Consider the following 19131-nt stretch of genomic DNA (forward strand, 5'->3'; position numbering starts at 1 on the left):
ACCATAAAATGTAACTCGTAATTACAAAATATTAATTTTAAACATCATGAAAAAGCTAAAACTAAACAAGGGGCTTCAAATTAACAAAGAAGCAATCAGCAAATTACAAGACGAACAAATCAAAAACATCAAAGGGGGTGCTGCGGCAGGTTCTTGCGGATGGAGTTCTTGCAACACTACAGTTGTTACTCCTCCTACAAAAACTATAGTTGCTTCTTAATCAACTTAAACTTTAAAGAAAGAGACCATTTTCATGAGTCTCTTTCTAATAAAAACTATTTATCAACAATAATTTTAAAAATCATGAAAAAATTAAAACTAAATAAGGGGCTTCAAATTAATAAAGAAGCAATCAGCAAATTACAGGATGAACAAATCAAAAACATCAAGGGGGGTGCTGCGGCAGGATCTTGTGGATGGAAATCTTGCAACACTACTGTTGTTACTCCTCCTACAAAAACTATAGTTGCATCTTAGTCAACTTACAACCTTTTCATCATGGAAAGAGACTGTTTTTCAGTCTCTTTCTTATAAAACCATTAATAACCAAATTTCAAAACCATGAAAAAATTAAAATTAAACCAGGGACTTCAAATCAACAAAGAAGCTATCAGTAAATTACAAGATGCACAAATCAATAGTATTAAAGGAGGTGCGGCTGCAGCAGGTTCATGTGCATGGACAACTTGTAAGAGCTTGGTGGATCCACCTTCAAAAACAATCACCACTTCTTAAATTTTCATACGTTTTATATACTGAAAGAGGGAGTGTGTACTTCTTTCTTTTAGACAATAAAAAAAAACTAATCATCCCGACTATCATATGGATTTTGATAATGTAGAAAAGATTTGTCAGATTAAAAATGTCCTATCTGACAACAAAGATAAATTTAATGGTATCGGACTATCTAATGGACTTTTAGGTCTCTCTCTATTCCATTATTATAGTTTTAAATATTTCAATCAGGAAGAAGATCTTGATTTTTCCCTTGAAATTCTTGAGAATTGTATAGAACAACTTGATGAAAATTATAGTAGCTATACCACAAAAACAGATATTATCGAGCTCGGGCTTTACATACAGTTTTTAACAGATCATAATATCCTAGATACAGAGGATAGTTTGCTTAATGATCTGGATGAAATAATTCTGGAAATTACAAATGAAGAAATAGATAAAAAAAATCTGCACAATATTACTGGTGCACTTTCTGGTGGAACTTATTTTTTAAAAAGACATTCTTTCACAAAAAGAGAAAGTATACTGAAAGATATTTTACAGGTTATAGAAGAGAAAAAAATTACAAAAAGTGATCAAGAAATATACTGGGAATTTGATTTCAGAGGAGTAAACTGTGTTGAAACTAATCTCAATCATGGTATTGCAGGTATTTTATCATTTTTAATTAAATTATATAAAGCCGGAATTGAAACAAAAAGATGTAGACAACTTATACTTTCAGGTGTTCGCTTTATTCTTTCCCAAAAGCAGATAAGCAACAATAACTGGTTTCCTCAATTTGCCTTTCAAAATGATTTTTCAGAATACAGCAACTTGAGTTATGGAGATATCGGAATAGGATATATCTTGATTAAAGCTGGAGAAAATATCAATGACGAGAGAATGGTAACCGAGGGTCTAAAGGTTTTGGATCATTGGGCAAAATACCGAGAAGAGCAACCTAAATATATTAAAGATGCAAATCTTATTTATGGTACAATCGGATTGAGCTCCTTCTTTTATCATCTTTCCAGAAATTATGAAATAGCATCATTCAGGGATGCTCACCTCTACTGGTATAAAAAAACTGCAGAATTCAATTCCGAAAACTCTAAATGGGCCGGATATTCCTCTTATTTCAATAGTGATCAGGATTACGCTCATCTGAGTTTTTCACAAGGAATTTCAGGAATTGGTATTGCATTGCTTTCGCACTTGACAAATGATTCAGAATTATTTTTAAACTTTCTAAAATATGATATATAGTACAGAGCAGAGCACTTCGGCGCTCACTTCCGAATACAATGAAAAAATTCTGAATTTCGATTTTTCAGAAATGAGGGATGATGATTTGTTTAAAGGAAGATTAGGTGTCGTGAATTATTTATCTTCATTTTATGAAGCTACAGGTGATGAAAGGTACATTGCCAAGATTTCAGAACTTTTAGAAAGTGTTTTATTAAATATCGAAAATAAAACGGATAATAATTTACTTAAAAATTCTACTCTGCTTTCAGGAGCTGCAGGCTTAGGATTTATTTTAAAAGATTTTATTAAGAAAGAACTTCTAGATGAAGATGATTTTGCAGAACAACTTAGAATCGTTGATGAAATCATATTCGAAAATACTTTAAAATTTATTTCACAAGAATACTATGATTATTTGAGTGGCCCCATTGGGAATCTGCAATATTTTCTGAATTCATCTGGAGACCATGATGTAAGTCTCATTCTGAAGCATCTTGAAAGAAGCAGTAAAAATGGGAAAGAGTTTTATACTCAATCTGAAAATATATTTGTTCAGGGTTATAATTTCGGACTTAAACATGGCCATTTGGGAATTGTAAAAACATATCTTGATTATCTGAACAAATATGGTGAAAATCAATACATAGTCGAAACCATAGACCGGCTTCTTCAAAATATAATTAACGTACTTGATTTTAACTATACAATAGATAAAATCCACATTTTCAAGTATTATAATATCTATGAAGAAAATGATAATATCATTAAACGTCAGAACAATAGGCTTTCATGGTGCAACAGTGATCTTACATTTTCATATTATTTATTAAAAGCAGGAAAGCTTCTTAAAAACCAAAATTACATTAGCCTCGCAGAAAAAATTGCTCTGGAAACTGTAAAAAGAACCACCTTTGAAACCACCGGTATTGAAAGTCATCACTTCTGCCACGGAAGTTCAGGACTTGCCTTTTTATATGATTCTTTATATAAAATAGATAACAGATCAGAATACAATGAAGCATCACAATACTGGATTAAAAGAACCAGGGAGTATCTTATATTGGATCTCTATAAAGACATCTCGGCTAATGATCTCTCGTGGTTATATGGCGGAAAACTAGGTGCCTTACTTGTTTTAAACGGAATGCATAATAATAACACCCTTTTTAAACTACTCATATGAAAAACAAAGAATCACAAAACATAAACTTAGGTATTATCGATTTAGGATACAGGGAAAATGAAGATTCCCTCTCCAGTTTCAGCAGTATTATTGATTACGCTGTGAAAGCAGAAGAATATAATTATTCAAGATTTTGGCTGGCTGAGCATCACTATACCCATATACAGAATCATCCTTATACAAATCCAGATATTCTTATTTCTTTGATCGCGGGATCTACGGAAAGAATAAAAATAGCATCCGCAGGTACTTCAATTAACTTGTATACACCTTATGCAACTGTAACCACCTACAAATTATTGAATAACCTGTTCCATGACCGTATAGCTTTGGGCTTATCCAAAGGACTTCCGGATAGCCAGTATATACAAAATGCCTCCGGCGTAGGAATTCACAATAACTATGAAAAATTTCAAGAAAACTTTAAAGAAATTATTGATTTAATTGAAAATGAAGAAGAAAATTTAAAATCAAAATCAATATTAATTCCACCTTATAAGGGATTGAAACCCGAATTATGGCATTTATCGACTAACTTCAATGCATTTTTCAGTACACTATCTCATGATCTTAACCACTGTATTTCGGTATTTCACAATTTTGGACAGGATATTAATAATCTCCCCTTCAATAAAGAGGATATAGAGAAAAACAAAGAAGAATTTTATAAAATCCATCATAAATATCCTAAACTTATCATCTCATTAGCCATCATAATGGATCATACTCTTGAAGCAGCTATTAAAAAGCAGCAGGATCTCGTAGAGCTTGCCTCAGAAAATTTCAAGGATACTTTCATTATGATTCCGTGTACAATAGATTCTTTATATGAATTGCTGACAAACTGGAAAGAGAAATTCGGGATTGATGAATTTGTGATCTACGACCTAGCACCAACTAATGATGAAAAAATTAATAATTTAAAAAATATTAGTGAGAAATTTTCTCTAATCCACGCCTATGAAACTGAACTTTCTCGATAAAGCATTTATCAGGACCCCTCTTTTTTCTCTGGGAAAATATAAAGACATTCCTGATAATTATACTGAACTTCAACAATTTGTAAAAAATTTATGGAATGATATACAATTTAGAGATGCGGTATACCTTTCTTCTCCTGAACTGTATATGGAATGGGAAAAATTCTCTGTTTCTACAAACCTAACAGATAAAAACACTAAAAAACTCAGTATTTCATTATTAAAATATTACATAAGAGCCGTATCAAAATCTACTCCATTCGGATTGTTTTCCACATATTCTCTACAACAGATCAATACGGAAAATGAAGATATAGAAGATCAATACATCAGGAAAAGTACCTTAGACTTTTCAATTGTTTACAAGTTACTAAGACTCATCAATCAGCTTCCTTCTGTGAGAAATCTGTTAATATTTAAACCTAATCCCTCATTATATAAAGTAGGTAATGATTACAGATATATTGAAATAAAATTAAGTCAGAAAAGAGAACATGTATTAATTTCATTAGAAGCAGATGAGGTTTTAGAGCTTATTTTTTCATTCTGTGACCACTCAAAATCAATACAGGAAATTTCAGATTATATTTATGAAAATGTAGAAGATGTAAACCAAGAGGAAATATACGCCTACGTTTCCGGACTTATAGACGAGCAAATCCTTATAAGCAATCTTGATGTTTGTTTAAACAAACCTGAGCCAATGCATCAGCTAAAATCTTTTTTAACAGAAAATTCAGAATTACTGGAGAAGGATCAGAAAATAAAACACATCCATAATATACTTGGTCATATTGAAAAAGAGCTCAAGGATATTGATAATAATATATTCAACCAGAACACAGGAAATTATCATAAAATATATTCATATCTGGATGAAATTCTCGAAAGCGGCTATGATAAAAAATATGTCGTGAGCTCAAACCTCAAAAGAAAATCCAGTTCTGTAAATTCCATCACTGAAGATCAGAAAAAAATATATAAAGCTATCGAAATTTTCTCTTTTTTTTCCAGAAAGGATGAAGACGACCCTTTCTATCAATCCAATATAGAAGATTTTAAAAAAGCTTTTTATGAAAGGTATGAAGACAAGGCAATACCTTTAGTTATTGCTCTTGATAATGAAATAGGCATTGGTTATAAACAGGGAAATAAGGACTTCAGCTCATTTTCTGACCTTATAGATGATATCGACTGGAATTACCCTGAAGGTTCTGCTATAAGAATCAGCTATGATAAAAAAACACAGGAATTCTGGAGCAAAAAGCTTCTGAAAGCTCACAAAAATGGAGATTTCATCATTGACCTGACAACGTCTGACTTTCCTGAAATCCATCAGAACGTTTTAACTGAAATGCCACACACATTTTCTGTTATGTATAGCAAATGCGGAGAAAAAATTATAATCGGAAATATAGGAAATACAAGTGCGACTAATTTATTAGGAAGATTTTCCAATTCGGATGATGATGTTCATCATTTCGTTTCCCATATTGCCAATATTGAAAGCTCAGTAGACGATAAACTGCATTGTGAATTGCTTCATGTTCAGGATGACCGGGATGGAAATTTATTGATTAGAAATGTAGACAGAGAATATGAAGTTCCTTTTCTTACTACAGGTTCCGCGGATTCCAAACAGGTCAGCATTCAGGATATTTACATAAAAATATGGAATAATAAGATTATCCTTATCGATAAAAAGCACAATAAGGAATTAAAAATTTATAATTCATCAGCGCATAATTATCATTATAATTCTTTGCCTATCTATCAGTTTTTGAATGATATCAGACATCAGGATATGATCTCTCATTTGTCTTTAAATTTCGGACATGCCAATCAGGCATCATTTCGTTTCTTCCCAAGGATTACTTACGGCGAAAATCTTATTCTGTCGCCTGCATCCTGGAAAATAAAACGTAACGACTTCATTGATCTGAACATCCAATCTCTTTTACAATATCTGAAAGACCATAAAATCCCAAGATATTTTTATTTTTCCGGTGGAGAAAATGAGTTTTTGATGGATTCCAACAATGAAATTTTGATGTCTGTATTATTGGAAGAAATGAAGAAAAGCAGTCAGATTTATTTAAGAGAATGTATTTATAATATGGATGAACATGAATTTGCGAATGAAATTATTTTATCTGTAAAAAATAATGTTGCCAAGATAAATCATTCATATCATACCGTCGTTGACAAAAACACGCCTGAAAAATTCATTCCTGGGCAAGATTGGTTATATTATAGAATATATACAGGAGTGAAGGTTGCAGATGATATTCTCATGAACAAAATAAGACCTTTAGCCGATAGTTTTAAGGAACAAAAATTAATTTCCGAATGGTTTTTCATACGATATAATGATCCTGATTTTCATTTACGACTCAGATTAAAAATAAATTCAACATATGATATTGGTAAAATCATGTCTCTTCTGAACACTTGTTTTAAAGATGATATAGAAAGTGGAATAATATGGAAAATAGAATTAGGAACCTATGAACGAGAACTTGAAAGATATGGTTATACACTGATTAACAAAGTCGAACAATTGTTTTATCATGATAGTGAGCTGGTAACCGATATTTTACAGTATAATTCAGGAGAAAATAACATACCTTTATGGATGTTGATATCTTCTACAATTCATCAGTACCTGAGTATTTTTGAATTTGATGATGGGGAAAAACTAAATATCCTTGAAAGGCTTTCTGCTCAGTTTAATGAAGAATTCTATGTAGATAAGAATGTAAAAAAACAGATTGACAGAAAATTCCGAGATAATCAAAGCTTTTTGTCATCTGTAATAGAAAATCCAGATGTGGATCTTCAAAAAATAATTGAAGAAAATTTCAAAAAAATAGATATTGTGTTTTCCGAATTAAAAATAAAGAAAGAAGAACTGATCAACAGCATTATCCATATGCATATCAACCGTTATATCAGAGCTAATGCAAGAGCGCACGAATTGCTTATCTATAACATCCTGCATAAATTTTATAAAGAAAGAGTTGGAAAAATGAAATTTAATAATGTATGAAATTCACACCACAACATGACAGAATGGATTGCGGACCGGCATGTTTAAAAATGATTTTTAACATACTTGGGAAAAACTATCCGATTCAGTATCTCAGAAAAATATCTTACATTTCTAAAGAAGGAGTGTCATTACTTAGTATCCAACAGGCTGCGAATGAATTAGGTGTTGAAACAATTGCTTCAAAAATAAGTATAGACACCTTAAACAATCATGGGACTTTACCTTGTATTCTACACTGGAAAAAGAAACATTTTGTGGTTCTCCATGATGTAAAAGTATCTTTTTGGAATAAAAAAAGAACTTATAAAGTAGCCGATCCCGCATATGGATTGATCAATCTTCATGAAGAAGAATTTAAAAAACTATGGTATTCCGATGAGAATGAAGGGGTGGCACTATTTGTAAATCCTTCACAAAAATTTTATGACCTTGCTCCTCCTTCTGTAGATGAGCTAACCATGAAATATATGTTCAGCTATATAAAGCCATACAAAAAACAGCTTTTTACAATGTTTTTGTTACTTCTTGGCGGAAGTGCACTTACTTTAATTTTTCCCTTTTTGACCCAGGCACTCATTGATAGAGGAGTTAATGCAAAAAATATGAATTTCATTTTCATTATTTTGCTTGCCCAGTTAGGACTTTTTTTAGGTTCAATTATCATCAATATCTTTAGAAACTGGCTGATGCTTTATATAGGTACTCATTTAAGCATCAATATTATTTCAGAATTTCTCAAAAAAGTATTAAAACTTCCAATCAACTTTTTCGACAGTAAAATGATTGGTGATTTTTCCCAGAGGATTGCTGATAATGAAAGAATAGAACAGTTTCTGACATCAAATAGTTTACTCACTTTCTTCTCTATCATTACTTTTTCAGTATTTTTCGGAGTATTATTTTATTATGATTATAAAATATTGTTGGTCTATTTATCACTAACAATTCTCTCAGTTTTATGGTCAGTCATTTGGCTTAATAAAAGAAAGATGCTCGACTATTACCGCTTCCAGAAAAAAGGAGAAAACCAGGAAGTTATTTACGAAATGATTAACGGGGTTTCCGAAATGAAAATTAATCAGTTTGAAGATTTCAAACGTAAAGAATGGGAAAAAATCCAACAAAAACTATATAAGATTAACATCAGATATCTTAAAATTGATCAAATCCAGCTTTCCGGATTTGAATTTATCAATCAGTTAAAAAATATTATTGTTACGTTTTTAGCGGCATCGTTTGTTGTAAAAGGAGATATGACTTTAGGAGCTTTGCTCAGTGTATCTTATATCATCGGACAAATGAATTCTCCAATAGGGCAGCTTGTTGATTTTTTTAGATCCCTTCAGGACGCCAAACTTAGTCTGGCCCGTCTTAATGAGGTACATGATCATCCCGAAGAAGAATCTGACGATTTTATACCACTTACTCATGAAAAATATGTTAAAAAAAACGGTATAGAACGAGGAATATATTTTAAAAATGTATCATTTCAATATGAGGGACCGCAATCACCTTACGTCCTGAAAGATATTAATCTTTTTATTCCAGAGGGAAAAGTTACTGCCATTGTGGGAGCCAGTGGTAGTGGAAAAACTACTTTAATGAAAATGTTGCTTAAATTTTATGATCCCGCAGAAGGCGATATTTTTTTCAATCATGCTAATGCAAAAGAAATTTCCCCTAAAGATTTAAGAAAAAACTGCGGTGTAGTAATGCAGGATGGTTATATTTTTTCAGATTCCATTGAAAGAAATATTGCAACGAGTGAGGAAGACATTGATTATGAAAAATTAAAAAAATCCCTCCAAATAGCCAATATAGATTCCTTTGTAAATGAATTACCATTAGGTCTAAATACAAAAATCGGCGCTTCTGGGAATGGCATTTCAGGAGGACAAAAGCAACGTATTCTTATTGCAAGAGCAGTTTATAAAGAACCTCATTTTATTTTCTTTGATGAAGCGACTTCTGCTTTGGATGCGGAAAATGAAAAGGTAATTCACGATAATCTACAGGAATTTTTTAAAGGGAAAACGGTTGTTATTATTGCCCACCGTCTTTCCACCGTTAAAAATGCCGATCAAATCATTGTGTTAAAACAAGGAAAAATCATAGAGCAAGGAGATCACCAGTCACTGGTAGAAAAAAAATCCGACTACTACAATCTCGTTAAAAACCAACTTGAGCTTGGTACATAAAACTACCACAATCACTATTAAAAATAAAATGCCGGGTATTTCAAACCCGGCATTTGCCATTAAAAAGGCAGTTTGTAATTATAGCCAACCTGTAAAAGATAAGGTAATTGTGGTTTCGTTTTTAAATCCTGTGATACAATTCCTCCCACTTTAAAATATATTTCCTGATTGCTGAACGAGTATCCTCCTTGCACGGCACCATAAAAATTCCCTCCTGTAGAAGGCTCATACCATCCATCTTTTACTTCAGGATAAATTTCTCTATAATGATCTGAATGTTTAAAATGCGTAACGATAGCTTTATCAAATCCAATTTCAACGGCTGCAAACCATTTTGGACGATAATAGCCGACAGTCCCGGACATGTCTAAACCAAAATTCATAAGTTGTACATTCTCATTTTCATACTTTCGGAAAATCCCCTGAGCCTTAGTTGAAAGCTGTAAGTTTTGAATTTTCAGCCACCTTACATTTGCCCCTGCTTTGGTTTTAAAATCATCAAATAAACGCTCACCCATAGGTACAGACGCTTCAATATTTATGATGGTAGGAAATAATTTGCTATTAAATTTGTATCCATAGCCAAGACCAACAATAGCCCCATACTCAGCACCTACATTAACATTAAGTATATGCCTCTCCCGGTCAGCAAGCCCACCCCAGTTCACCGTTTGCGAATTTACTTTATTAAATACCAAGCTTAAAAAAGCTACTGTTACATATAATTTATTATTTTTCATTTCTTAAAGGCTATTGATAAAATTGGTAATTTTGGGCTTTGTTTGAGAGTTCCATGCATTCTGGTTGGTAACAATACCATCATGTCCTACCCCTGAAATTTTCACACGCTCCACATGATTATAAGACGAGGTAATCTTTTGTGCCCAGGAATCAGGATAAGCTTTATTTCTTTCACTGAAAAAAAATAGTACTGGGGCATTGAAGTTTTGCAGACCTGCTGAAAAATCGGATTTGTATTTATCTCCTACTTCAAACAAAGCATCCATAATCACAGCTCCACTTCTCCAGCTCATACTTGGGTCAAAATCTCCTTCACCCGTAATATCGTTTTTAGAAGCTAGCATAGACATCTTGTAATCTAATATTTCGTGTTGATCTTCTTTCCCCGAAATAAATTGATCAATGTATGTTGCATCATTAAGGATTTCACTCCATAATTTAAAAGACCTTGATTCCTTTACATAATCTTCAACGTCATCCCATTTCAATCCTCCAGGTTCACATACAATTAATCCCTGGATCGTATTTGGATATTTTCCAGCATATCCTGAAGCTAACATAGCTCCCCAGGAATGCCCTAGTAAAATGACTTTTTGATTTGGAGTTTTCTTATAATACGCAATTACCGATTTCAGTTCCTCATACATGATGTTGATAGCTTCTGCACCCTGTGATGTATAAGAATTTTTGGAAAAGCGCTGTGATAATCCAGAGCCTCGTTGATCATAAAATACAACACGATATCCCTGGGCGGCAAAATCTTTACAGTTCAAAAGATATCTATAATCTCCACCAGGTCCGCCGTGAAGCGCAATAATAAGAGTTCCGCTTTCAGGACCAAAAGCTTCAGAATGAAGTAAAGCTCCATTGGCTCTGATTGCAGGTAAAGAAGAATCCTGATCTACTGTTTTTGGGACCAAATTCCCAGGTTCATCTATTGTCCTACCATCCGTGCAGGAAAATAGTAATGTAAAAATTGTAAAAGAAGCTACTAGGGCATTTCTCTTTTTTAATGTTGTCATAGTTTCGGTTTAAAAATATTGATGCAAAGATTCATCAAATCCGAAAGCTAAGCGCCCCAATAGGAAAGTTGACTCGCTAAAAAAGCAAATACAAAACAATTGATTAACAAATAGTTATGTAAGTTGAAACTATCCCATGAAGATTGAAACTTCAAAAAAGAGGAGAATTATAATGTTTTTTGATATTCAGTTGGAGTAACTCCTGTGTATTTTTTGAAATTTCTATTAAAAGACGTTTTAGAATTAAAACCACAGTCAAATGCAATGGCCAAAAAAGTATATTGTTTACTTTCAGGTTCTACAATTTTATTCAAAAATTCTTCTATCCTTCTTTGATTAATGAGTTCATAGAAGTTTTTATTTTCCTTAGAATTAATGACCTGAGAAAGATAATTAGGATGAACTGTAAGCAATTCAGCTAATTCATTTAAAGTAAGATTGGGATTTATAAAGGGTTTTTCTTCATTTAAAACTGTTAATAGCCTTCTATGAATATCTTCAATACTTCCGTCTGTTAGTCCAGATTTTTGATACTTTTTATCTTCAGGGATTAATGGTAGTGCAATCACTTCATCCTCTTGCTGAGTTTCTGTAGCAGTGAAAAATGTATGAGACTGATTAAAAACCTGAACCTGTTTAATTCCAAAATACCCTAACCACATAATAAAAATAGCAACCGCTCCATAAATAATATTGGCATTTTCGTTAAAGAGAACCAAGACCCAAATAAGTCCAATCCAAATTATAAGATATAGCAACCAGTTAAAATTTATTTTTTCAGTATTTGAAAACTGTTGGACCAAATTTTGGCGAAACCTATATAAAATAAAAAAGGAGAACGCCACATAAACAATACCAGAAATGTATATACCATATAATCTAATATCTAATTCCGTATTGAACTCTCTTCCTTCATGCCTAAAAATATTAACCCTTTCATTAAGGGAGGCCATATAGAATGGAAAAAATAAAATATTACATAGCAAAAAAGGCAAAAAATGCAATAGTAGTAACCATGAAAAAGGTTTAGGAGAGGTTTGCTTTTTTACATACAAATACAAAAAAGGTCCATAAAGTAATGGTAGTGTAAAGCCTAAAAAAACAGAAGAAGGATATTGGGTATATTGATGAGTTAAGAATAAGTAATGAGTTAATAAGTTTATTCCAATAACCAGAAGCCAGCTACCCAAAATAAGATCTGCAAAACTTTTACCTTTCTTAGTTAATAAAAGGAAAGTCAAAAAAAAAGCAATAAAAATCCCGGAAAGATAAAGCATAGAGAGCTTTTAATATTGGTTATGAGCTAGTAAATTTTAATCTTATAATTCACAAAAATAAAGAATAACTTTCATGTAATGGATAAAAACCAAAATAAAGGTTTACATAATCATATCCTTATAAAAATTAATTCTTAGTTCTTAAAATTAGTTAATATACGATCATCAAGGCTTGCATTCGAATTTTATCTCTTGGAAATTACCTATCTTCGCCTACAAATTTTAATCGAATGAAGAAGATCGTCTCCGGATTATTTGTTTTTTTCACTGTAATTCTTTTTGCACAAGAATCTATCCAGTTTCAGGATGCACCTTTTAAAGATCTTATTGCCAAAGCCAAGAAAGAAAATAAAATCGTTTTCATAGATGCTTATGCCTCTTGGTGTGGTCCATGCAAATTGATGGAAAAAAATGTATTTACAAAAAAATCCGTTGGAAATTATTATAATGCCAATTTTGTGAATGCACGATTCGATATGGAAAAAGGGGAAGGAAGGGAAATTGCTGCTAAGTATGGTGTTCGTTCCTATCCGACTTATTTATTCCTAAACGGAGATGGTGAATTGGTTTCGCAGAATCTTGGTTATATGGAGGAAAGTGTTTTCCTTGCAATGGCACAGGATATAAATTCCCCAAATAATAAAAAAGGCTCTTTAAAAGATCGTTTTGCCCAGGGTGAAAAAGACCCTGAGTTTTTGATCAATATTATGAAACTGAATTCGACTTCAGATTTTGAATTTGCTAAAAAAGCATCTGAAAGATATTTTGAAAATAAAAAGAAAACTGAAGAGTTGTCCAAGGATGATATAGGGTTTTTATTATTCTTTTTAAAATCTGTGGAAGATCCTAACTATAAAGTTTTCACTGCCAGAAAAACAGATATTATCAAATACCTGCCAGAGGAAACGTATAAAGAATTTGATCATCAACTTGTATTATCAAAGGTTGTTACTCAGTCTATTGATGATAAAAATAAAAGAATCAATGATGATTATTTCCTAAAAACCGCTGAGCCTTTAGTTGGAAAATATGAAGCTTTAGTAAAGCTTAACCAAACTAAAATAAGTTATTACGAACAAAATGAAAATTTCCCTGAGTACGAAAAAGCTGCTTTGGAATATTATAAAAATTCTGATTCCTTTGAACCCAATCAATTATTAAAAGCAGCCTGGATATTTTCTGAGCATGTGAAAAACACTTCATCATTAAAAAAGGCGGTTGAATGGGCAGAAAAATCAGTTATGAGAGGAGAAACATCTGAAAATACATTTATACTGGCAAAACTTTATTTTTTAACAGGTAATAACGACATGGCAAAGACATATGCTGAAATGTCAAAAAACATGGCTACTCAAGCTGGCAAAGACGCCACTTTAGCAGTAGGATTACTTAACCAAATCAAATAATTTCGGTATGAAATACAAAGTTTTAGCAGGTGTACTTAGCATATTTTCGCTAGGGAATTTACATGCTCAGGATCAACAGCAAACAACAGAGAAAGAAAAAAGCCTGTATGTAAAAGGCAATGCTCTTCTTCTTCCAATAGGAATTCTGAACGCAGGATTGGAATATCAACTTAATAAGAGATATACTTTACAGGGTGATGTTCTTGTTTCTCCATGGAAGTCTTTTGGTGGCCATGAACTCCAATACTATTCTGTTTCTTTAGAAGGTAGATATTATTTTGATGAAGCTTATAAACATTGGTACGTGGGTGCTAATCTTTCAGCAGCTTCTTTTGTATTACAAAAATGGAATTATTGGGGATCTGGTACCTATACCAATGATCGCGGTGAAAAATTTGTAAAATCTAATCTTTATCAAAAAGGACTTTCCGTTATAGTCGGTGTAACTGCAGGTTATCAGTTCCAGCTTTCGGAAAACTGGAATCTGGATGTATATGCAACCGTGGGCACTTCTCAGGATTTCTATAAAGGTTATGACCGTACCACCGGAAAAAGATATGATATGGCAAAGGATTTCAATAAAAGTGGAGAGGTACTGCCTTACAGAGGTGGTATAATGATTTCTTATAAATTAAAATAACACAATGAAACTATTTGGTAAAAACCACCTTATCATACTTGCAATCACCTTTGTGATTCTTTTTCTTATGAATTACATTGGAAATGATGCCCCGGATAAATTACAGAGAGCAGTTATGACTGCATTTGCAGGAGTTGTAGGTTTAACAATAGGACTTTTTATCCTTAATAAGGGTAAAAATGATAAGAATCCACCGCAAGACTTTGATTAGTCTTCGTATACTACATACTGAGCCCTTAGCTTTCCGAATTTTTCCAGATCCGCTTTCCAGGAGTTTCTGATTTCATGAATTGATTGACCAGCTATAATCTGTTTTCTCAATTCATCAGTTCCCGCTAAAGTATCAAACCATAGATTTTTAAGGAAGAAATCCTGTTGTGGATTTTTATAATTTTGATAGGCTTTAATAACCCACTCTAAATTAAGCTCCCTTAAGTCAGTAGAATAATTTGATAGATTTTCACCATAGCATAATTGTCCGTTCAGAAAGGGATCTTTTGCACCATAGTTAGGTTTTGGTGTAAATTGATAAGGAAGATTCTTTGTCCATGGTGAACCGTATACCTGAAACGGAGTATTCGTTCCTCTTCCTACAGAAACCTGAGTTCCTTCAAAAAAACATAAACTCGGATATAAATTGATTGCTTTATCATTGGGTAAGTTAGGAGATGGTTTATCAGAAATAGAATAACGTTGCTTCTTATGATAATTCTGCATAGGAATCAAAGTATATTTTGCCTGTACTCCATTCTTCAGCCATTTTTCACCATTAACCATTTTTCCATATTCACCGATCGTTAAGCCATACACTACAGGAACTTCATGCATCCCGACAAAACTTGTCCACTTTTTTCTTAAAACAGGACCATCTGTATATCCATCATGGGGATTTGGACGATCAAAAACCATAACCTCAACATTGTTTTCAGCTGCTGCTTCCATAAGATAGGTTAATGTCGAAATGTAGGTATAGAATCGAACACCAACATCCTGAATATCAAAAACAACAATATCAATTCCTTTAAGTTGTTCCGGCTTTGGCTTTTTATTGCTTCCATATAGAGAAACGATAGAGATACCTGTTTTTGCATCAATCCCATTTTTCACAGTCTCTCCTGCATCAGCATTTCCTCTGAAACCATGTTCAGGGGCAAAAATAGCTTTTATTTTAATCCCATTCTTCACCAGAAAGTCAACCAAATGCGTACGATCTTTCATTAAGCCCGTTTGATTGGTAACAACACCAATGGTTTTGCCTTTTAACAACGGTAAATAGACTTCAGGCCTGTCTGCACCGGTCTTAAAATCACCTTTCGTTTGATTCTGAGAATAATATTGATTGAATACTCCTAAAAAAATTAGGCAAATAAGAAGTAAATTTTTAATTTTGAAATCTAAATTCATAAGCTTGAACTTTCCTTTATATTTCTCTAGAAAAATAGCGTTTTCCAAAGATAACAAAAATAATCTTTCAAGGGTTATCATCTTCATAGGCAGGCTTTCTGTAGCTTTAGGAATCATTGTTTCATTAATTACGGTTTCAACAGGTTTCGGTTCAAAAAAAGCAATCAAAGAGAGACTTGCGGATTTCAGCGGACACGTTACTGTAAAATCAACACGGTCCAATTCTTCATACAATACTTCTGTTCTTGATAAACAAGGTCTGAATATTCAAAAAATAAAAGCACTCCCGGATGTTGAAAGTGTTCAGAAGTATGCTATGGTTACAGGAATTATGCGTAATGAACATAATTTTGCAGGAATCATATTTAAAGGTGTGGGCAAAGACTTTGACAGCGCCCGTTTTAAAAAATTTTTAATCGCAGGCCGAACTCCAAGAGTGACGGAAGAAGGCTATAACCATGGGGTTACGATCTCACAAAAGATCGCTAATGACCTTCATTTAAAAGTTAAGGATAGCATCGTTACTATATTTTCAAAAGCAGATCAAAAACCTATTTATAGAAAATTCGAAGTTGTTGGGATTTACAAAACCGACATCAAAATGATCGATGAACAATTTGTAATTGGTGGGATCAATCATGTGAGAAAAATTCAGGATATGAAGCCTGATGACATCGGAGGATTGGACATTTTCTTTAAAAATGTAAACGATATTGACAGTGATTTTCCAAAAATTGAAAAGTTAATAGGATATAAAAACTATGCTGAAAAAGCAACTGAAAAATTCCCTCAAATCACAGATTGGATCAGCATATTTGACACTAATATTGCTTTGATCATTATCATAATGCTTATCGTTGTTATCATTAATATTATCATGGTTCTTTTGATCCTTATTATTGAAAGAACAAACTCGATTGGTCTGTTAAAAACCTTAGGAGCAAGCAATTCCCAGATAAGAGCAACCTTCATTAATTATACATTGATCATTATGGTTCCCGGATTGCTTTATGGAAATATCATAGGACTTGGCCTATTATTGTTGCAGAAGCTATTTGGAATTATAAAACTGAATCCTGAGAATTATTATGTAAGTACTGTTCCGGTAGACCTTAATCCTATTGCAATCATTTCGATTTCAGTCGGAATTTTGATTATTTCTGCACTAGCATTGATTGTTCCAAGTTATTTGATCAGTAAAATTTCACCTGTTAAAGCCATAAAATATAACTAGACTCAAGGCAATTTATATATAAACAGAATTTATCTAAAAGCCGAAGGTATATTATATTTGGTTCATTTTACCACGATGCAAACTTCGTAAATAATTTTAAAGCCGTATCTTTGCAGGGCTTATAAATTATGTATGAAATACGCAAAAAATATTCTTGAAACTATCGGAAACACACCACTAGTAAAGCTTAACAAAGTTTTAGGTGAAGATTTTCCAGCATTAGTTTTAGCCAAAGTTGAAACTTTCAACCCTGGAAATTCTGTAAAAGACAGAATGGCTCTTAAAATGATCGAAGATGCTGAGAAAGACGGCAGATTAAAACCCGGAGGAACTATTATTGAAGGTACTTCCGGAAATACAGGAATGGGATTAGCTCTTGCAGCTATCATCAAAGGATACAAATGTATTTTTGTAACCAATTCCAAACAATCTAAAGAAAAATGTGATATTCTTCGTGCCGTAGGAGCAGAAGTTATTGTTTGTCCAACAGACGTGAAACCTACTGACCCTCGTTCATATTATTCAGTTTCAAAAAGATTAGCTAAAGAAACCGAAAACGGATGGTATGTTAATCAATATGATAATTTATCCAACAGAGCAGCTCATTATGAATCTACCGCACCTGAAATCTGGGAACAGACAGAAGGAAACCTTACTCATTTTGTGGTAGGAGCAGGAACAGGAGGGACTATTACAGGATGTGGAACGTTTTTCAAAGAAAAAAATCCAAACATAAAAGTAATTGGTATTGATACCTATGGTTCTATTTTAAAGGAGTTTCATGAAACTGGTGAACTTCATTATGACCATGCTTACACATACATTACAGAGGGAATTGGAGAAGATATCATTCCTGAGAATTATGATATGTCTGTGATTGATCATTTTGAGAAAGTAACTGACAAAGACGGAGCTATTTATGCAAGAAAACTGGCTAAAGAAGAGGGAATTTTCTGCGGTTATTCTGCAGGAAGTGCAATGGCTGCATTGGTACAAATGAAAGATCAGTTTACAAAAGATGATGTTGTTGTCGTTTTACTTCATGACCATGGTTCAAGATATGTAGGAAAAATCTACAATGATGAATGGATGAAAGAAATGGGTTGGTTAGACTAGCAATAAATAAAAATCAGAGCAAATAGCTCTGATTTTTTTATTTAATATTCTTTTTCACTGCCTGTTTCAGGATGTTATAATCTTGTTTACTCATTGATTTTTCAGGAAACATATAATTATATTTCCCTTCCAACGAAATATAATCATCATAGACATCAGCTACTTCAAAATCCTTCCAGACACTCAATTCGTGTTGATCATTAAGATTAACGTTAAAGGTTTCATTATTAAATCTTATTTCATACACATTGGATGTTTCAAGTGACTTAAGATACCTGTTTACTTCTTTTTTCCATCTTGATACTTTATTGATTCCTACTGAAAGATAAACCGCACAAAGAAGGAATACAAAACTGATAAAATACAAAACTCCAAAACTTTCCTTGCTCAAGCTATCCTTTATAAAAAATGTTATCAGCAAAAGAAGTACAACCACAATCGTAATAATCGTTTTACTTTTGGTAGTGGGAGAAAAAAATAAGCTTCCCTGAGTACCCCTAAAGTAAATCTCTTCAAAATCCTTTCTGTTTACATTTAGTCTGATCACTTTATCTTCGCTCATTTTTATAAAAAATTTAATTTGTTTAAAGATTGCAAAACTAAATTAAATATCTTCATATCGGGCATTTATTGCAGAAAGTTTAGTTAACAGGTCTCTGTTTTTTTGTTTAAGATCTGACATTTTTTGAAGCATTTCGTGGATAACCTCGAGGCCGGGCAGATTAATTTCAAGATCATAATGCCAATTCGTAAATCTCTCAAAAGTAGGCAAATCCTCATACATTAAATAACGGATATTATTTTCTGTCTGTACCTGCAGTAATCCATATTCAACCAGGTCATCAAAAAAAGTGATCTCTATATTGTATATTTTTACAAGTTCTTCGCGTGATATTCTTTCTTCCATGAT

19 protein-coding genes are annotated in these 19131 nt (G+C 32.6%); 13 read left to right on the top strand and 6 right to left on the bottom strand.

The genetic code is table 11. The features are described from left to right. Nucleotides 1–46: 46 nt before the first annotated feature. The 8 genes from JHL15_RS17325 to JHL15_RS17360 all read left to right on the top strand — a co-directional run bounded on the left by JHL15_RS17325 (nucleotide 47) and on the right by JHL15_RS17360 (nucleotide 9381). Nucleotides 47–220: a class I lanthipeptide gene (locus JHL15_RS17325; protein WP_200247795.1), complete on the top strand. Its 174-nt coding sequence runs from the start codon at nucleotides 47–49 to the stop codon at nucleotides 218–220. A gap of 83 nt (nucleotides 221–303) precedes the next feature. Next, a complete protein-coding gene (locus JHL15_RS17330) occupies nucleotides 304–477 on the top strand; it encodes a class I lanthipeptide (protein WP_200247797.1) in 174 nt (57 codons plus the stop codon). Nucleotides 478–561: 84 nt separating this feature from the next. Continuing rightward, nucleotides 562–735, top strand: coding sequence for a class I lanthipeptide (locus JHL15_RS17335; protein ID WP_200247799.1), 174 nt, complete (start codon nucleotides 562–564; stop codon nucleotides 733–735). Nucleotides 736–822: 87 nt separating this feature from the next. Beyond that, complete coding sequence (locus JHL15_RS17340; protein ID WP_200247800.1) at nucleotides 823–1986, top strand: lanthionine synthetase LanC family protein; 1164 nt, start codon at nucleotides 823–825, stop codon at nucleotides 1984–1986. Continuing rightward, nucleotides 1976–3151: a lanthionine synthetase LanC family protein gene (locus JHL15_RS17345; RefSeq protein ID WP_200247802.1), complete on the top strand. Its 1176-nt coding sequence runs from the start codon at nucleotides 1976–1978 to the stop codon at nucleotides 3149–3151. The genes JHL15_RS17340 and JHL15_RS17345 overlap by 11 nt, the downstream gene beginning before the upstream one ends. Beyond that, on the top strand, nucleotides 3148–4134 hold the full coding sequence (locus tag JHL15_RS17350) for an LLM class flavin-dependent oxidoreductase (RefSeq protein WP_200247804.1): 987 nt from the start codon (nucleotides 3148–3150) through the stop codon (nucleotides 4132–4134). Before JHL15_RS17345 ends, JHL15_RS17350 begins: the two co-directional genes overlap by 4 nt. Beyond that, nucleotides 4112–7180 (top strand): lantibiotic dehydratase, encoded by a 3069-nt coding sequence (locus JHL15_RS17355; RefSeq protein ID WP_200247806.1) that lies wholly within the window; start codon nucleotides 4112–4114, stop codon nucleotides 7178–7180. Before JHL15_RS17350 ends, JHL15_RS17355 begins: the two co-directional genes overlap by 23 nt. Beyond that, nucleotides 7177–9381 carry a peptidase domain-containing ABC transporter gene (locus tag JHL15_RS17360; RefSeq protein WP_200247808.1) on the top strand — a complete coding sequence of 735 codons (2205 nt, stop codon included), beginning with the start codon at nucleotides 7177–7179 and terminating at the stop codon, nucleotides 9379–9381. The genes JHL15_RS17355 and JHL15_RS17360 overlap by 4 nt, the downstream gene beginning before the upstream one ends. Nucleotides 9382–9440: 59 nt before the next feature. Here JHL15_RS17360 and JHL15_RS17365 read toward each other — a convergent pair whose 3' ends face one another. From JHL15_RS17365 to JHL15_RS17375, 3 genes are all read right to left on the bottom strand, one after another. Beyond that, nucleotides 9441–10121 (bottom strand): hypothetical protein, encoded by a 681-nt coding sequence (locus JHL15_RS17365; protein ID WP_200247810.1) that lies wholly within the window; start codon nucleotides 10119–10121, stop codon nucleotides 9441–9443. Between the two features lie 3 nt (nucleotides 10122–10124). Further along, nucleotides 10125–11144, bottom strand: a complete 1020-nt coding sequence (locus JHL15_RS17370) for an alpha/beta hydrolase (protein ID WP_200247812.1) — start codon at nucleotides 11142–11144, stop codon at nucleotides 10125–10127. A 167-nt stretch (nucleotides 11145–11311) separates the two neighbouring features. After that, nucleotides 11312–11902 carry a helix-turn-helix domain-containing protein gene (locus tag JHL15_RS17375; protein ID WP_200247814.1) on the bottom strand — a complete coding sequence of 197 codons (591 nt, stop codon included), beginning with the start codon at nucleotides 11900–11902 and terminating at the stop codon, nucleotides 11312–11314. A gap of 749 nt (nucleotides 11903–12651) precedes the next feature. On the opposite strand from JHL15_RS17375, the gene JHL15_RS17380 reads away from it, so the two are divergent. From JHL15_RS17380 to JHL15_RS17390, 3 genes are read left to right on the top strand one after another with little or no spacing between them, the layout of a single operon-like run. Beyond that, complete coding sequence (locus JHL15_RS17380; protein ID WP_200247816.1) at nucleotides 12652–13827, top strand: thioredoxin family protein; 1176 nt, start codon at nucleotides 12652–12654, stop codon at nucleotides 13825–13827. 7 nt (nucleotides 13828–13834) lie between these two features. After that, nucleotides 13835–14467, top strand: coding sequence for a DUF3575 domain-containing protein (locus JHL15_RS17385; protein ID WP_200247818.1), 633 nt, complete (start codon nucleotides 13835–13837; stop codon nucleotides 14465–14467). A 4-nt stretch (nucleotides 14468–14471) separates the two neighbouring features. After that, nucleotides 14472–14678, top strand: a complete 207-nt coding sequence (locus JHL15_RS17390) for a hypothetical protein (RefSeq protein ID WP_200247820.1) — start codon at nucleotides 14472–14474, stop codon at nucleotides 14676–14678. Here JHL15_RS17390 and JHL15_RS17395 read toward each other — a convergent pair. Beyond that, on the bottom strand, nucleotides 14675–15871 hold the full coding sequence (locus tag JHL15_RS17395) for an exo-beta-N-acetylmuramidase NamZ family protein (RefSeq protein WP_200247822.1): 1197 nt from the start codon (nucleotides 15869–15871) through the stop codon (nucleotides 14675–14677). The two genes, JHL15_RS17390 and JHL15_RS17395, sit on opposite strands and share 4 nt — an antisense overlap. A 4-nt stretch (nucleotides 15872–15875) precedes the next feature. Between JHL15_RS17395 and JHL15_RS17400 the strand changes: the two genes are divergently transcribed. Further along, nucleotides 15876–17105, top strand: coding sequence for an ABC transporter permease (locus JHL15_RS17400; RefSeq protein ID WP_200247824.1), 1230 nt, complete (start codon nucleotides 15876–15878; stop codon nucleotides 17103–17105). Nucleotides 17106–17237: 132 nt separating this feature from the next. Further along, the gene (locus JHL15_RS17405) at nucleotides 17238–18221 is read left to right on the top strand and encodes a PLP-dependent cysteine synthase family protein (RefSeq protein ID WP_200247826.1); all 984 of its coding nucleotides are present in this window, start codon (nucleotides 17238–17240) and stop codon (nucleotides 18219–18221) included. A gap of 37 nt (nucleotides 18222–18258) precedes the next feature. Here the strand turns inward: JHL15_RS17405 and JHL15_RS17410 are convergent, their stop codons facing one another. After that, entirely contained in the window at nucleotides 18259–18783 is a 525-nt protein-coding gene (locus JHL15_RS17410; RefSeq protein WP_200247828.1) for a hypothetical protein, read from the bottom strand. A 42-nt stretch (nucleotides 18784–18825) separates the two neighbouring features. After that, nucleotides 18826–19128, bottom strand: a complete 303-nt coding sequence (locus JHL15_RS17415) for a chaperone modulator CbpM (protein WP_200247830.1) — start codon at nucleotides 19126–19128, stop codon at nucleotides 18826–18828. Nucleotides 19129–19131 lie beyond the last annotated feature (3 nt).

The organism is Chryseobacterium paridis (assembly GCF_016595215.1).
GTDB classification, from domain to species: Bacteria; Bacteroidota; Bacteroidia; order Flavobacteriales; family Weeksellaceae; genus Chryseobacterium; species Chryseobacterium paridis.

What these genes read in the sequence shown, in the direction of transcription:
- JHL15_RS17325 (WP_200247795.1), top strand. Translation starts at nt 47, where the DNA reads ATGAAAAAGCTAAAACTAAACAAGGGGCTTCAAATTAACAAAGAAGCA.
- JHL15_RS17330 (WP_200247797.1), top strand. Translation starts at nt 304, where the DNA reads ATGAAAAAATTAAAACTAAATAAGGGGCTTCAAATTAATAAAGAAGCA.
- JHL15_RS17335 (WP_200247799.1), top strand. Translation starts at nt 562, where the DNA reads ATGAAAAAATTAAAATTAAACCAGGGACTTCAAATCAACAAAGAAGCT.
- JHL15_RS17340 (WP_200247800.1), top strand. Translation starts at nt 823, where the DNA reads ATGGATTTTGATAATGTAGAAAAGATTTGTCAGATTAAAAATGTCCTA.
- JHL15_RS17345 (WP_200247802.1), top strand. Translation starts at nt 1,976, where the DNA reads ATGATATATAGTACAGAGCAGAGCACTTCGGCGCTCACTTCCGAATAC.
- JHL15_RS17350 (WP_200247804.1), top strand. Translation starts at nt 3,148, where the DNA reads ATGAAAAACAAAGAATCACAAAACATAAACTTAGGTATTATCGATTTA.
- JHL15_RS17355 (WP_200247806.1), top strand. Translation starts at nt 4,112, where the DNA reads ATGAAACTGAACTTTCTCGATAAAGCATTTATCAGGACCCCTCTTTTT.
- JHL15_RS17360 (WP_200247808.1), top strand. Translation starts at nt 7,177, where the DNA reads ATGAAATTCACACCACAACATGACAGAATGGATTGCGGACCGGCATGT.
- JHL15_RS17365 (WP_200247810.1), bottom strand. Translation starts at nt 10,121, where the DNA reads ATGAAAAATAATAAATTATATGTAACAGTAGCTTTTTTAAGCTTGGTA.
- JHL15_RS17370 (WP_200247812.1), bottom strand. Translation starts at nt 11,144, where the DNA reads ATGACAACATTAAAAAAGAGAAATGCCCTAGTAGCTTCTTTTACAATT.
- JHL15_RS17380 (WP_200247816.1), top strand. Translation starts at nt 12,652, where the DNA reads ATGAAGAAGATCGTCTCCGGATTATTTGTTTTTTTCACTGTAATTCTT.
- JHL15_RS17385 (WP_200247818.1), top strand. Translation starts at nt 13,835, where the DNA reads ATGAAATACAAAGTTTTAGCAGGTGTACTTAGCATATTTTCGCTAGGG.
- JHL15_RS17390 (WP_200247820.1), top strand. Translation starts at nt 14,472, where the DNA reads ATGAAACTATTTGGTAAAAACCACCTTATCATACTTGCAATCACCTTT.
- JHL15_RS17395 (WP_200247822.1), bottom strand. Translation starts at nt 15,871, where the DNA reads ATGAATTTAGATTTCAAAATTAAAAATTTACTTCTTATTTGCCTAATT.
- JHL15_RS17405 (WP_200247826.1), top strand. Translation starts at nt 17,238, where the DNA reads ATGAAATACGCAAAAAATATTCTTGAAACTATCGGAAACACACCACTA.
- JHL15_RS17410 (WP_200247828.1), bottom strand. Translation starts at nt 18,783, where the DNA reads ATGAGCGAAGATAAAGTGATCAGACTAAATGTAAACAGAAAGGATTTT.
- JHL15_RS17415 (WP_200247830.1), bottom strand. Translation starts at nt 19,128, where the DNA reads ATGGAAGAAAGAATATCACGCGAAGAACTTGTAAAAATATACAATATA.